This is a genomic window from Rodentibacter sp., from assembly GCF_057314195.1.
This window is the reverse complement of sequence record NZ_DBHLAM010000045.1, coordinates 29,578-43,733: the sequence shown is the minus strand read 5'-3', so window position 1 is coordinate 43,733 and position 14,156 is coordinate 29,578. Positions and strand designations below refer to the sequence as shown.

General features: G+C 44.1%; 14 protein-coding genes. 7 read left to right on the top strand and 7 right to left on the bottom strand.

Going from position 1 to position 14,156, the window contains the following annotated elements:
• Position 1 precedes the first annotated feature (1 nt).
• Positions 2-328 (top strand): hypothetical protein, encoded by a 327-nt coding sequence (locus ACO59Y_RS06480; RefSeq protein WP_486131692.1) that lies wholly within the window; start codon positions 2-4, stop codon positions 326-328.
• 550 nt (positions 329-878) lie between these two features.
• On the opposite strand, the gene lysM is transcribed toward ACO59Y_RS06480, so the two are convergent.
• Positions 879-1,322 (bottom strand): peptidoglycan-binding protein LysM, encoded by a 444-nt coding sequence (lysM, locus tag ACO59Y_RS06475; protein WP_486131690.1) that lies wholly within the window; start codon positions 1,320-1,322, stop codon positions 879-881.
• A gap of 137 nt (positions 1,323-1,459) precedes the next feature.
• Between lysM and ypfJ the strand changes: the two genes are divergently transcribed.
• Positions 1,460-2,287: a KPN_02809 family neutral zinc metallopeptidase gene (gene ypfJ / locus ACO59Y_RS06470; protein ID WP_486131688.1), complete on the top strand. Its 828-nt coding sequence runs from the start codon at positions 1,460-1,462 to the stop codon at positions 2,285-2,287.
• Between the two features lie 264 nt (positions 2,288-2,551).
• Here the strand turns inward: ypfJ and ACO59Y_RS06465 are convergent, their stop codons facing one another.
• The 3 genes from ACO59Y_RS06465 to ACO59Y_RS06455 form a co-directional block, all read right to left on the bottom strand.
• The gene (locus ACO59Y_RS06465) at positions 2,552-3,496 is read right to left on the bottom strand and encodes an alpha/beta fold hydrolase (RefSeq protein ID WP_486131686.1); all 945 of its coding nucleotides are present in this window, start codon (positions 3,494-3,496) and stop codon (positions 2,552-2,554) included.
• A 57-nt stretch (positions 3,497-3,553) separates the two neighbouring features.
• Entirely contained in the window at positions 3,554-4,669 is a 1,116-nt protein-coding gene (gene asd / locus ACO59Y_RS06460; protein ID WP_486131684.1) for an aspartate-semialdehyde dehydrogenase, read from the bottom strand.
• 167 nt (positions 4,670-4,836) lie between these two features.
• The gene (locus ACO59Y_RS06455; protein ID WP_486131682.1) at positions 4,837-5,556 is read right to left on the bottom strand and encodes an MgtC/SapB family protein; all 720 of its coding nucleotides are present in this window, start codon (positions 5,554-5,556) and stop codon (positions 4,837-4,839) included.
• A gap of 167 nt (positions 5,557-5,723) precedes the next feature.
• On the opposite strand from ACO59Y_RS06455, the gene rimO reads away from it, so the two are divergent.
• A complete protein-coding gene (gene rimO, locus ACO59Y_RS06450) occupies positions 5,724-7,061 on the top strand; it encodes a 30S ribosomal protein S12 methylthiotransferase RimO (RefSeq protein ID WP_486131680.1) in 1,338 nt (445 codons plus the stop codon).
• 23 nt (positions 7,062-7,084) lie between these two features.
• Positions 7,085-9,313: a UDP-glucose:protein N-beta-glucosyltransferase gene (locus ACO59Y_RS06445; RefSeq protein ID WP_486131678.1), complete on the top strand. Its 2,229-nt coding sequence runs from the start codon at positions 7,085-7,087 to the stop codon at positions 9,311-9,313.
• Between the two features lie 25 nt (positions 9,314-9,338).
• Here ACO59Y_RS06445 and recQ read toward each other — a convergent pair whose 3' ends face one another.
• Complete coding sequence (recQ, locus tag ACO59Y_RS06440) at positions 9,339-11,195, bottom strand: DNA helicase RecQ (protein WP_486131676.1); 1,857 nt, start codon at positions 11,193-11,195, stop codon at positions 9,339-9,341.
• A 1-nt stretch (position 11,196) separates the two neighbouring features.
• Positions 11,197-11,502: an iron donor protein CyaY gene (gene cyaY, locus ACO59Y_RS06435; RefSeq protein WP_486131674.1), complete on the bottom strand. Its 306-nt coding sequence runs from the start codon at positions 11,500-11,502 to the stop codon at positions 11,197-11,199.
• A 96-nt stretch (positions 11,503-11,598) separates the two neighbouring features.
• Between cyaY and lptM the strand changes: the two genes are divergently transcribed.
• Positions 11,599-11,718 carry an LPS translocon maturation chaperone LptM gene (lptM, locus tag ACO59Y_RS06430; protein WP_373603459.1) on the top strand — a complete coding sequence of 40 codons (120 nt, stop codon included), beginning with the start codon at positions 11,599-11,601 and terminating at the stop codon, positions 11,716-11,718.
• Between the two features lie 63 nt (positions 11,719-11,781).
• Entirely contained in the window at positions 11,782-13,029 is a 1,248-nt protein-coding gene (gene lysA, locus ACO59Y_RS06425) for a diaminopimelate decarboxylase (RefSeq protein WP_486131672.1), read from the top strand.
• 125 nt (positions 13,030-13,154) lie between these two features.
• Here the strand turns inward: lysA and ACO59Y_RS06420 are convergent, their stop codons facing one another.
• Positions 13,155-13,580 (bottom strand): excinuclease ABC subunit A, encoded by a 426-nt coding sequence (locus ACO59Y_RS06420; protein WP_486131670.1) that lies wholly within the window; start codon positions 13,578-13,580, stop codon positions 13,155-13,157.
• A 146-nt stretch (positions 13,581-13,726) separates the two neighbouring features.
• Here ACO59Y_RS06420 and ACO59Y_RS06415 point away from each other — a divergent pair, with 146 nt between their 5' ends.
• On the top strand, positions 13,727-14,155 hold the full coding sequence (locus ACO59Y_RS06415) for a hypothetical protein (RefSeq protein WP_486131668.1): 429 nt from the start codon (positions 13,727-13,729) through the stop codon (positions 14,153-14,155).
• Position 14,156: the final 1 nt, after the last annotated feature.

Below are 14,156 nucleotides of genomic sequence, written 5' to 3'. Positions count from 1 at the left end.
AATGAAAGTTATCAGTGTCCCTGTATCTGTAGAGGCAATGAAAAGACTTGACTATGATTTGTCAATTGATGGTGATTTAATAGAAATTAATTTAACCAATGAATTATATAATGAGATCTGGAAATTGGGTTTCTTTAATGAGGTAAATTCCGTCATAAATAAAAATATAGATGATTATGAGGATGAATATATAGATAAAAAGGAAGAACTTGAATTATTACTAGAAATTGTACTGAAGTACTTAGATAAAAATGTATTTTTCAAGGAACTATATGAATTAATTAAGTTTGCAATCAAGTATTCAACGGGTGTTTTTTTCTTTTTTTAATTTACTTTTTTAGAAGGAGAGTGATGAACTAGATTTATTAATAAAAATAGTGAAGATCTCATTCAGGTAAGTTTGAGATTTGTGCACGCGTTAGGAAGCCAAGGCTATTTAAGAAAGAAAACGGTTTATCCGGTTATAAGATGGCTAAATTAAAATTAGCGATAGAAATTGAGAGTCTTTTAATTAAAGAGATTGTTTTAATTTGTGTCGGAGACCCAAGCGGTGTTAACCGTCTTGGGGCTCCAAGTTAAGGTTTCGAATAGCTGTGGTCTGGAGACGCGCGCTATCGTGGGGGAACAATCAAGCAGTGGCGGAAGGTCAAAATAGCACCGCATTGATAATTTTAAATAAAGTAAGAAAGTAATCATTTATGCCTCCCCCTGGATAGCTCCTTTTTTGGGGGAGTATTTAAAATTCGATTGAATAATGTTTTCCATAAAAAATCTGCACGTGAATAAGTCGTTTATGGGGTTGACTTATTCACGTGCAGATGACGTTTATAATTTAAATGTTAAAGTGCGGTTTTTTATCGAAACGTTTTTAAATAAAACTATAAGTTTTTTGGTAAACGAATTTTTTGCCCCGGAAAGATTTTATCTGCGTCTTTAATTACTTCTTTATTCGCCGTTACGATCGCCGTGTATTTGTTGCCGTCACCGTAATGTTTTTCGGCAATTTTCCAAAGCGTATCGCCTTTTTGGATAACATAAAATTCATCATCGCCGGCAAGGTTTTCACCGTTTTTTACTGTCACCTCATCAATATTGACGTTGCTGATACCGATGATGTTACCCGCCATTAATACCGCTTTTTCTAAAGCGCTGGCAGAGCTGGCCAGGCCAGAAATTTTAGCCACACCATTTTCGACTTTTACCGCCACATCCGCAACACCCGGGTTGTCTTCGTTAATGTGTTGGGTTACTGCGGCGGAAGCCTCTTCTTCTTTGTTAAAAATTTTTTTGCCGATATCGCCGACAAAATCAAATAATCCCATTTTCATCTCCTTATTGATTTATTCAGGGAGCCACAACATAACCAATTCAGCTATATAAGTCTAGGAATAAAATGTTAGGCGGAAAAAAGGGTTCTAGATTAGAATAACGCGAATTTAATTTGAAGATAGGAAAAATTATGCGTTGGCAAGGTCGTAGAGAAAGTTCAAATGTGGAAGATAGACGCTCATCGGGCGGTGGTTTCGGTGGCGGAAAACCGACCGGTGTTTTGGGGCTGATCATTATTTTGGTCGGCGCTTATTATGGCGTGGATTTATCAGGCTTGGTCGGTGAGATGGAGGTGGGCACTACGCAAAGCTCACCTTTGCAATCCCAGCAAGAAGACCAATTATTTAAACTCTCTAAAGTGGTGCTAGGCGACACCGAGGAAGTGTGGTCCACATACTTTTCCAAAAATAACCGACAATATGTAGAACCTCGAATGGTTATCTACAACGGCGTAACCCCAACGGCGTGTGGCACGGGGCAATCTGCCATGGGACCATTTTATTGCCCGAATGATCAACGGGTCTATTTGGATTTATCGTTTTATAACGACATGAAAAATAAACTGGGTGCAGCCGGCGAATCTGCGTTTGCTTATGTGATTGCCCATGAAGTGGGGCATCATGTACAGAATTTATTAGGCACGTTGACACAAGTGCATCGTCTGCAAAGTCGCTCATCCCGCGCAGAAGCGAATCAACTTTCCGTAAAATTGGAACTTCAGGCGGATTGCTATGCCGGCGTGTGGGCATCACAAGCGGTAAAAAGCGGTTTATTTGAACGTGGTGATATTGAAAAAGCGTTTAACGCAGCGGAATCCGTAGGCGATGATCGTCTGCAAAAACGCAGTCAAGGTTATGTGGTTCCCGATAGTTTCACCCATGGCACCTCAGCCCAGCGTTTGCAATGGTTTAAAGTGGGACTAACCAGCGGCAATCCGGCACAATGTGATACTTTTTAACGGTTGGCAGAAACAAAAAAGTACGGTAGATTTTTGAGGCGTTTTTCAATGCAGAAAAACATGTTGAAAACCGACCGCATTTATTCATCAAAAAGGCTGATGTTGACGATATGTCAAAATCAGCCTTTGATTTATTGAAAGGGGAATTTAATCAGATTTGACTTAAATTCAAACTAATGCGTGCTGATATAACTAAAAATAGATAAGCTGAAGTGGATCGCTGATTTAGCACCGCATTGAACCCGCGCGGTACGGCGTGCCAGCTCAGCATGAGCAATAAAACGCGCGTAACTTATCCATCACTTTGGCGCGAATTTCGTCGCGTTCGAATAAAATCTCATGCTTAGCATTTTGCACCGTTTCACAACGGGCGTTAGGAAAGCGCGCGGCCAATTCTCCCAGCTTTTTGTTATCGACGATTTTTTCCTTTTCCGATTGCAAAATCAGCACCGGAATTTCCACTCGCGGAATAATGTTCGGTAAGCGCTTGACGGCGTTGAGGCACAAATGGACCCAACGGAAAGTCGGGCCGCCCAAATGAAGTTCAGCGTGTTTGCGATTTACCCGATTCATCCATTTCATCCGAGTTTCACAAAAACTCAGTTCATTGTGTTCAAGGTGAGCCGGTTTATAAGCACCCTTGCCGAATACATAACGCTCACCTTGGCCAAACAAATTCATCAGCGCAATAATAAATTCGTCACGCAGCGGATGTTTTAGTGGCAGGCCGAAACAGGGCGAAGACAGGACAGCTTTTTGTATGCGGTGAGCACAGTTTGCCAAATAATAAGTGGCAATTAACGAACCGAGAGAATGGGCAAGCAGATGTTGAATTTGGTAGTTGAAAAGCGCAGTTGTTTTTTCGACAATTTTTGCCATGTCATCGACATAAAAATGGAACTCGTCCAAATGTCCTTTTTCGCTCTCTTTTAACAATCTGTCGGAATAGCCTTGCCCGCGATGATCGAAAAGTAACACGTCGTAGCCTTGATGATAAAAATCATAGGCGAGTTCTGACCATTTCAGCATATTCTCCGCGCGTCCGTTGACTAAAATCATTAATTTTCTGAGCGCACTTTCGTTATGCGTTAAATGGCGATAAGTGATATTGACATCATTTTTGCCCACCAGATATTGGGTGGGAAATTGCGCGAAGAAAGGCAACAGTTCTTTGAGGGCGAACTCGGTGAAGTGGGGTTCTCGAATCATAAGGTTTAATAATGCAAAAGGGCGTATTAAATACGCCCGTTATTATGTGAATCAAAATTATGCAACTAATTGTCGCAAAATACGACGCACCGGTTCGGCAGCGCCCCATAATAATTGGTCGCCCACCGTGAAGGCGGCTAAATATTCCGGCCCCATCGCCAATTTGCGTAAACGGCCAACCGGCACGCTTAAGGTGCCGGTGACTTTCGCCGGCGTGAGTTCGCGGAGCGTGGCTTCTTTATCGTTCGGAATCACTTTTACCCATGGATTATGGGCCGCGATGATTTGTTCGATTTCAGCCAACGGCAAGTCTTTTTTCAATTTAATCGTGAACGCTTGGCTGTGGCAACGTAATGCGCCGATGCGCACGCATAAACCGTCTACCGGAATCGGTTTATCGTTTAAACCGAGAATTTTGTTAGTTTCCGCGTAGCCTTTCCATTCTTCTTTAGTTTGTCCGGTTTCTGGCAGCAGTTTGTCAATCCAAGGAATCAGGCTGCCGCCCAATGCGGTGCCAAAATTCGAGGTCGGGAAATTATCGGCACGCATTTGCGCGGTGACTTTGCGTTCGATATCTAAAATAGACGAGGCCGGATTGGCTAACTCTTCACTAACGGATTGTTCCAATAATCCCATTTGTACTAAAAGTTCGCGCATATTTTTGGCACCGGCGCCGGAGGCCGCTTGGTAAGTAGCGACAGAAATCCATTCGACTAAATCTTTTTCAAATAAACCGCCGATTGCCATTAACATTAAACTCACCGTGCAGTTGCCACCCACAAAAGTTTTAATGCCGTTTTTTAAGCCGTCGGTAATGACATGTTGATTTACCGGGTCGAGCACGATGATGGCGTCGTCTTTCATACGCAAGGCGGAGGCTGCATCCACCCAATAACCGTCCCAGCCGCTGGCTTTGAGTTTCGGATAGACCTCATTGGTATAATCACCGCCTTGACAGGTGACGATAATGTCTAATTTTTTCAGTTCTTCGATGTCGAAGGCGTTTTTTAATTCGCCCGCCGCTTTGCCGCCGAAAACCGGCGCAGGTTGACCGGCTTGAGAGGTAGTAAAGAAAACAGGATTTAAATTTGCGAAATCATTTTCCTGCACCATGCGATCCATTAATACGGAACCAACCATTCCGCGCCATCCAATAAAACCGACTTTTTTCATAATTTTTCCTTAGTTAATGTTGTGTTTGAAGGGCTATTAATTACAAGATAGTCCATTCAAAATCAAGTTTTTTCCGTTCCGAGCAAGATAATTTGTTTTTATGCGATTTCAATGCGGTGCTATTTGGCATGTTCAAATTAAGTGTCGATGATGTATTTGACGCCATATTAATTTTCAAATAATTCTACGCTTAACACTTCCGGTTCGGTTTTCAACAGCGTATAAACATCCTTCAACATAGATTGCTCGATGGCGAGACAACGCACTTGTACGCGTACTTCGCCATTGGCTAAATCTTTCACCGAAAGGTTTTCAATGCGGTAGTCATTTTGTATCAATAAGTTCGTCACTGCCGCGATGGCCGCCGATGAACCGAGATGAATGATAATTTTGTTTTTCTTTTTGCGTCCTTTGTGGCGCACAAGGCGCTGAATCAGTGGGCTGAAACGAATAGCGATTAAAATCATCGCGGTGGCAATTAATGCGTCAAAAATAAAACCCGCGCCGGTAGCAATACCGATACCGGCGGCTGCCCAAATAATCGCGGCGGTGGTTAAACCGGAAATAGCATCGTTCTTTTTATGCAAAATGACGCCCGCGCCTAAGAAACCGATACCGCTAATTACTTGAGCGGCAAGGCGCATTGGGTCGGTACGAATATTTTCCGACACTTGCGCGTAATGTTCCGCGGCCTGAATGGAAACGATGGTTAGCGTGCATGTAGTAATTGCGATAATGGCGCAAGTTTTAATGCCGACGGGTTTGTGTTTAAGCTCGCGTTCCAAACCGATAATACTGCCCAACAAAAAGGCTAAAAACATTTTACCGAGCACCATTAAATGATATGACCCCAAAAGCGGGGCCAATAGAAGAGATGAATTTTCCATAATAATATTAAGCAACGGATAAACAGGTTACCGAATTCTAACGACTTCATTTGGCAAAATATAGCAAATTCTTTATTTACAATGTTTTTGGTTTTAACTTATCGCCTTTTTTGTTTAAATTGAGTACAATCTGCAACCCGAAAAATGAGGAAATATAGAGATAATTTATGCAAATTTCAGCGCCGAGTATCGGTTTCGTCAGTCTGGGTTGTCCGAAAAATCTGGTGGACTCCGAACGTATTTTGACCGAATTGCGCAGTGACGGTTACCACATCGTACCGAGCTATGAAAACGTGGATTTGGTCATCGTTAACACTTGCGGTTTTATCGATAGCGCGGTGCAGGAATCTCTCGAAGCCATCGGCGAGGCGTTGGAAGAAAACGGTCGCGTGATTGTCACCGGTTGTTTGGGTGCCAAAGAGGACCGCATTCGAGAAGTGCATCCCAAAGTATTAGAGGTCAGCGGCCCGCACAGCTACGAAGCAGTGATGCAACAGGTGCATAAACATGTGCCGAAACCGCTTCACAGTCCCTACACTAGCCTGGTACCGAAACAAGGCGTGAAACTCACCCCGAAACATTATGCCTATTTGAAAATTTCTGAAGGTTGCAATCATCGTTGTACTTTCTGCATTATTCCTTCAATGCGGGGCGATTTGGAAAGTCGTTCCATTACGCAGGTGTTGGATGAGGCCAAACGTTTGGCGGACGCGGGCGTGAAAGAATTACTTGTGGTGTCGCAAGATACTTCGGCTTATTCAATGGATTTAAAACAACAAGACGGCGGTGTGAAAACGTCTTTCTGGAACGGAATGCCGATTAAAAGCGATTTGATGACACTGTGTAAACAGCTCGGTAAACTTGGTATTTGGGTGCGTTTGCATTATGTTTATCCCTATCCGCATGTCGATGATTTGATTCCGTTAATGGCGGACGGTACGTTACTGCCGTATTTAGATATTCCGTTGCAGCATGCCAGTCCGAAAATCTTAAAAGCCATGAAAAGACCGGGCAGTATTGAGCGTATGTTGGAACGGATTAAAAAATGGCGCGAGATTTGTCCGGATTTGACTTTACGTTCGACTTTTATCGTCGGTTTCCCGGGTGAAACGGAAGAAGATTTTCAAATGCTATTGGATTTCTTAAAAGAAGCGCAGCTTGATCATGTAGGTTGTTTTAAATTTAGCGCGGTAGAGGGCGCACCGGCGACAGAGATGGAAAATCAAGTAGCGGAAGAAGTGAAAGAGGAACGTTTCCACCGTTTTATGCAATTACAACAAGAAATTTCAGCGAATCGTTTACAATTAAAAGTGGGCAAAACATTCGATGTTTTAGTGGATGAAATTGACGAGCAAGGAATTATCGGTCGTTCGAAAGCCGATGCGCCGGAAGTAGACGGATTGGTTTATGTAGAAAATTTTAGCGGCATCGACGTGAAAGTCGGCGATGTAATTAAAGTGAATATTACCCATTCGGACGAATATGATCTGTGGGGAACCTGTTAATTTTAGTTTAAGGAAACAAAATTATGACTGAACAACAAAAACAGCCAAGTTTAATACGCTTTGAAAAAGCGGTAGCGGACAAAAATTATGAAGCCGCTTGCCTAGAATTGCTTGATATTTTAAGCAAGATCGATTCAAATTTTGGTGCTGTTAACGGCATAGAATTTACCTTTCCGGAACAATTACAACCGGCATACTTAGAGCAAGACAGAACGGTGTATTTTGCCACCCGTATGGCACACGCGATGACGGAGCTGTTTAAAGATCCTAAACTTGTGATTTCACAATCCGGCGCATTACATTTCCTCACATTACAACGTTGGATTAACGTTATTTTTGCCGCCTCACCTTACGTTAATGCGGATCATATTCTCGCCACCTTAAACCAAAACGAAGACCCTTATAATTTCGCCGATTTTCGTTTAAGTGACAGCAAAGAGGCATTAATTAAATTCTGTATTCTTTATCTGCCGGAATCTAATATTAATTTAAATTTAGATGCGCTATGGAATTTAGATCGCGATTTTTGCGCGGCATTAGCGTTTGCTTTGCAATCACCGCGTTTTGTGGGGACCACGCAAGCTTTTAGTAAACGCGGTACCTTGTTGCAATGGTTCCCGGAAAAACTTGTGCAAATCGAAAACCTCAATAATTTGCCGAGCGCGATTTCTCACGATGTGTACATGCATTGTAGTTACGATATTGCGGAAAATAAACATCTCGTGAAAAAGGCGTTAAATCAAGTTATTCGCCGACATATTTTAACCGGTGGATTCCAAGACCGAGAAATCACTGAAATCGGTGAGATTAATGGCAAACCGGTCATGGTCGTTTTACTTGAACATTTCCATTCTTCCCACTCTATTTATCGTACCCACTCTACATCGATGATTGCGGCACGTGAACGTTTTCATTTAATCGGAATCGGCAACGACGCGGTGGATCAAGCCGGCCGCGAGGTTTTTGACGAGTTTAGAGAACTAAAAGGCGAGAATATTTTTGAGCGCTTGAATTTTATTCGTGGGATTTGTGAAGAAAATAAGGCGGCGGTATTTTATATGCCGAGTATCGGGATGGATTTATTACCTATTTTTGCTAGCAATACCCGTCTTGCGCCGATTCAAGTGGTCGCATTGGGGCACCCGGCGACAACTCACTCCGATTTTATCGAATACGTGATTGTGGAAGACGATTACGTCGGTTCCGAAGCCTGTTTCAGCGAAACTTTATTGCGCCTACCAAAAGATGCCTTGCCTTACGTGCCTTCCGCTTTAGCGCCACAACATGTGGAATACAAATTACGCGAAAATCCGGAAGTGGTGAATATTGGTATCGCCTCCACTACCATGAAACTCAATCCTTATTTCATGGAATCGCTGAAAGCAATTCGCGATCGCGCAAAAGTAAAAGTCCATTTCCATTTTGCGTTAGGACAATCCATCGGTCTGACTCATCCTTATGTAGAACGCTTCATTAAAAATTATTTAGGTGATGATGCCACTGCACACTCCCACCTTCCTTACAATGAATATCTTGGTGTATTACAAGGCTGCGATATGATGGTGAATCCGTTCCCGTTCGGTAACACCAACGGTATTATTGACATGGTGACGCTTGGTTTAGTCGGTGTGTGTAAAACCGGGCCGGAAGTGCACGAACATATCGATGAAGGCTTATTTAAACGTCTCGGTTTACCGGAATGGTTGATTGCGCAAAATGCGGATGAATACGTGGAATGTGCAATTCGTTTAGCGGAAAACCACGCAGAGCGTTTAGCGTTACGTCGCCATATCATTGAAAATAACGGCTTGCAAACCTTATTCACCGGTGATCCAAGCCCGATGGGTAAAGTTTTGTTGGAAAAACTCAATGAATGGAAAATGGCATATTTGACCGAAAAACCGAAGAAAAAAGCGGCAACGAAAAAAACGGCGGTGAAGAAAACCACGACGAAGAAAACCACGGAGAAAAAAGAAACTGCAGAGAAAAAAGAAACTGTAGAGAAACCAAAAACCGTGAAGAAAGCGGAGACCGTGAAGAAAGCTGAAACCGCTAAAAAAGAAACCGCTAAAAAGGCAACGGCCAAAAAAGAAACGGTCAAAAAAGAAACGGTAGTCGTAGAAGAGCCTGCGAAGAAAGCGGCCACGAAGAAAGCGACAACAGCGAAAACCGCCGTTAAAGCCGAAGTAAAGCCGAAGGCCAGTGCAACAGCAAAAGCAAGCACAAAGAAGACAAAAAAAACTGACGCTTAAGAAAAAATCCCCGCAAGGGGATTTTTTATTCGTTCTGAGCTTTCATTAAAAGCATTTTATGTTCATTAATTAATGCCATAAACGGTTGGGCGAAACGCTCCAGCTTTATTGCGCCCACGCCATTAATTTGCAACATTTCAGTTTTAGAGGTCGGCATATATTGCGCCATTTCTTGTAAGGTCGCGTCGTTGAACACGATGTAAGGCGGAATATTTTCTTTGTCGGCGATTTGTTTACGCAGAAAGCGCAGACGGGCGAATAAATCCTTGTCGTAATTTGGCACCGCATTGCGTTGCGGACTATGGGTAATTTTGGTGATCGCAGAAATACGCGGCATTGCCAATTCCAATGGTACTTCGCCTTTTAAGATAGGCTTCGCACTTTCGGTGAGTCGCAACGTGGCATTAAATTCACCGATAACTTGTTGTACAAAGCCTAAGTGAATCAATTGACGAATCACCGATTGCCAATGTTCCTTGCTTTTATCTTTGCCGATGCCGTACACGCTGAGTTTGTCATGGCCGCGTTCGATAATTTTTTGATTGTGCATCCCGCGCAACACGCCGATGATATATTGCGCACCGAAACATTGTCCCACGCGATAAATGGTTGACATCACTTTTTGTGCATCCATCAAACCATCGTATTTTTTCGGCGGATCGAGGCAAATATCGCAGTTATTGCAAGGAGTTTGACGATGTTCACCGAAATAATTCAACAACACCAAACGGCGACAAGTTTGACTTTCGGCGAATTCACCGATGGCTTCCAGTTTGTGCTGCTCAATTTGACGTTGTGGTGTTTCCGGTTTTTCCAACAGCATTTTTTGTAACCAGGCATAATCCGCCGGCTCATAAAACAGCACCGCTTCAGCAGGCAAATCGTCACGCCCCGCGCGGCCGGTTTCCTGATAGTAGGATTCAATGCTGCGCGGCAAATCGAAATGTGCCACAAAACGCACGTTGGATTTATTAATGCCCATGCCGAACGCAATGGTCGCCACCACCACTTGTACGTTATCACGCTGAAAATCCTGCTGTACGCGTTCGCGTTGCGCCGTTTCCATGCCCGCGTGATAAGCTGCGGCAGGCACGCCTTTGCTACGCAAGCTTTCCGCAATGCGTTCTACTTTGCTACGGCTGTTGCAATATATGATGCCGCTTTTGCCTTTTTGCGCCAGCACGAAACGCGTTAATTGTTCCATTGGCTTGAATTTTTCTTCCAACGTGTAACGAATGTTCGGGCGATCAAAACTGCCGATGTATTGGAGCGGATTTTGCAGCTTTAAGTGAGTGAGAATATCTTGTCGCGTGGCGTAATCGGCGGTTGCTGTGAGTGCCATGATCGGCGCGTCGGGAAAGCTCGATTTTAGCCCGCCGAGTTGGGTATATTCCGGGCGAAAATCGTGTCCCCATTGAGAAATGCAATGCGCTTCGTCAATGGCGATAAAACTCACTTTAGTGTAAGAAATCAGCTGAAAAAAGCCGTTCGTCATCACTTTTTCCGGCGACACGTAAAGCAATTTTAGTTGGCCGGAAATTAGCTTATTTTGCACCTGTTGCTGCTGTTGCAGGGTTTGGCTGGAATTGAGAAAATCGGCCTCGATACCGTTGGCTTGCAACTGATCCACCTGATCTTTCATCAATGAAATCAGCGGTGAAATGACTAACGTCAGTCCGTCGAAACAAAGGGCGGGAATTTGATAACAGAGCGATTTACCGTTACCTGTCGCCATCACCACCAGCGCATCTTGCCCGTTTAGCGCGGCGTTAATCGCTTCCTCTTGCCCTTTGCGGAAAGATTGATAACCGAAGGCCGAATGGAGTACCTCCAATGCGGTGCTATTTGGGCAGTGCGTTGATGACGAAGAACAATCGGTCATATTAAAAATGCACGGTCTCACCGTGGGCGGCACAAGTTTCCGTCAGAACGTTCCAAAAGCGTTTACCGTCATTGGTGAGCCAATCGCCATTTTTAAAGGCAAAATGAAAACCGCCGAGTTTGCCGGCAAGCCAGAGTTCAAGCAGTGGCTCTTGTTTGTTGAGCACGATTTGAGTGCGGTTGTCGAATGTAATGGTGAACACAGAACCTTGGGTTTCGCAATCTGCGTCGACGCCTTGCTCCTCTAAATCTTCTTCGATTTTTTGCCAAACTTGTTCGATATTTTGGTGAAATTCTGCGATATTCATAAAATTTTCCCGCTTAAATCTGATAGAATGCGGCAGATTATAAAGCCTTTCGCACCCTTGTGAAAGGCGGATTTACCAATGAGCAAGTGAGAAAAAATGAAAAAGTTACTATCTGTTTTCTTATTAAGCGCGGTTTGCGCGCTGGTTTCCGGCTGCGGCGTAAAAGGGCCGTTGTATTTTCCGGAAAAAGAGCCGGCACAACAGCAAGTAAAATAAATTGTCGGGGCGAAGGTATTCGTCCTGAAAGCAAGTCAACATGGTTGCGACAAGGAACACAAGATGGATTTCTTCCAATATAAAAACGACCGACTTTACGCCGAGAATCTCCCGGTTCAACAACTCGCCGAACAATTCGGCACACCGCTTTACGTTTATTCCCGCGCCACGTTGGAACGCCACTGGCACGCGTTCGACAGCGCATTGGGCGAGCATCCGCATTTGATTTGCTTTGCGGTGAAATCCTGCTCGAATATTGGCGTATTGAGCGTAATGGCTAAGCTCGGCTCGGGCTTTGATATTGTGTCGCAAGGCGAATTGGAACGTGTATTGGCGGCCGGTGGCGATCCGTCGAAAGTGGTATTTTCCGGCGTGGCGAAATCGCGCGAAGAAATTATGCGCGGATTGGAGGTGGGTATTCGTTGTTTTAACGTAGAATCCTTGTCTGAACTCAAACACATCAATTTAATTGCCGGCGAAATGGGCAAAATTGCGCCGATTTCCCTGCGTGTCAATCCGGATGTGGACGCGCATACGCATCCTTATATTTCTACCGGTTTGAAGGAAAATAAATTCGGCATAAGTGCGGACGAGGCCCGCGCCGCGTATCAATTCGCCGCGACTTTGCCGAATGTGAAAATTACCGGGATGGATTGCCACATCGGCTCGCAACTCACCGAATTGCAACCGTTCTTAGACGCTACGGATCGCCTTGTTTTGTTAATGGAACAATTAAAACAAGACGGCATCAAACTGCAACACTTGGATTTAGGCGGCGGCTTGGGCGTGACTTACCATGCCGAAATAGCACCGCATCCGAGCGATTATGCCAAGGCGTTATTGGAAAAACTCAAAAATTATCAAGAACTTGAAATCATTCTTGAACCGGGACGTGCGATTTCCGCTAACGCCGGAATTTTGGTGGCGAAAGTGCAATATTTGAAAAGCAACGAAAACCGCAATTTTGCCATCACCGATACCGGCATGAACGATATGATTCGTCCCGCGTTGTATGAAGCTTACATGAATATCATTGAAGTCGATCGGACTTTAGTGCGTGAGAAAGCGGTTTACGACGTGGTGGGGCCGGTGTGCGAGACCTCGGATTTCCTCGGGAAACAGCGCGAATTGGCGATCGCCGAAGGCGATTTTATCGCACAACGCTCAGCCGGCGCGTACGGCGCCAGTATGTCATCAAACTACAATTCCCGCCCACGTACCGCCGAAGTGCTGGTGGACGGCGAGCAAGCGTACTTAATTCGCCGACGCGAAAGCGTGCGAGAACTTTGGGCCTTAGAATCGATGATTTAGAAGGTGCCGAAACGGCATTTACGCGAGACTGAAAATTGACCTTACCAAATAGCACCGCATTGGAGCCGGTTCCAATGCGGTGCTGTTTTAAGATAAACAAAACCGGCTTTTCAGCCGGCTTTGGGTTATTTTACGATTTGACCTTTTAATGCCACACCGCTCATTAAATTGCCTGCATGGCATTCGTACTGGGAAGTACTTTGATAAGCGCGTTTTTTATAGAAACTCACAATATTGCCGACTTTCGTCGCGCCTTCTTTTTCTGCCCGTTCTTGTAATTGTTTAACCGCGGAGATAAACGCCCATTGGCAAGAGGCTTCATCGGTTTTATTCGCTGCATTGGTTTTTTTGTTAGTCACCGCATTCGGTACGACGACTTTCCCCGGCGCGGCTTTACCGAAATAAAGTTGTACTTTTGGATTAAGCGCCGTTTTCGCTTCGGAAGAATTAAGCGCATCGGAAATGGAATAATAGTGTACGGTGTCTCTTGGCGCGCAAGCTACGATTAAAGTGGCGGCCAAAATAATGCCGAGTTTACTGATAAGTTTCATTTTTTCCTCCGGGAATAATCAAAAAAGTCTTTGCGAGTATATCAGATTTATGCAAAGCGAAGAGCGCTATTTAGCGGTTCCCTGTAAATTTAAATTAGTGTAGAATCCGGGCTATTTTAATTGCTAAGTAACTTAAGGAAAACAGAGTGAAAAAACTACTTTTATCCAGTTTGGCGTTAAGCGTTCTGGCCGGCTGTTCGTCCGGTGTGGATGAGGACAATTTAAAAAGCGTTGAGCGTGCATTAAACATTCGCCATCTTTGTATTAAAGCAAGTACCCGTTCGGCTCCGGACAATTTTGTGGAAGCATTAAAAACCAGTTTGGCAAATAAAAGAATCAGCTCGGAAGCAATGAAAAATGACGGTAAAGATTGTGAATATATCCTCATCGCCAATGCAAAAGGAAATCGCCAACTCATTGCAAGAGCCAAATTCAGCGTAATTAACGCGAAAACTAAATCGGAAGTGGGCGTTGTTGGCTATAAACGCCGAGGAGATGAAAAAGAGCGTGCAAAACAAACCGGTTTGCAGGGGCAAACCGACTTAATGGTTAATCAATTATTTAAAAACTACTAAT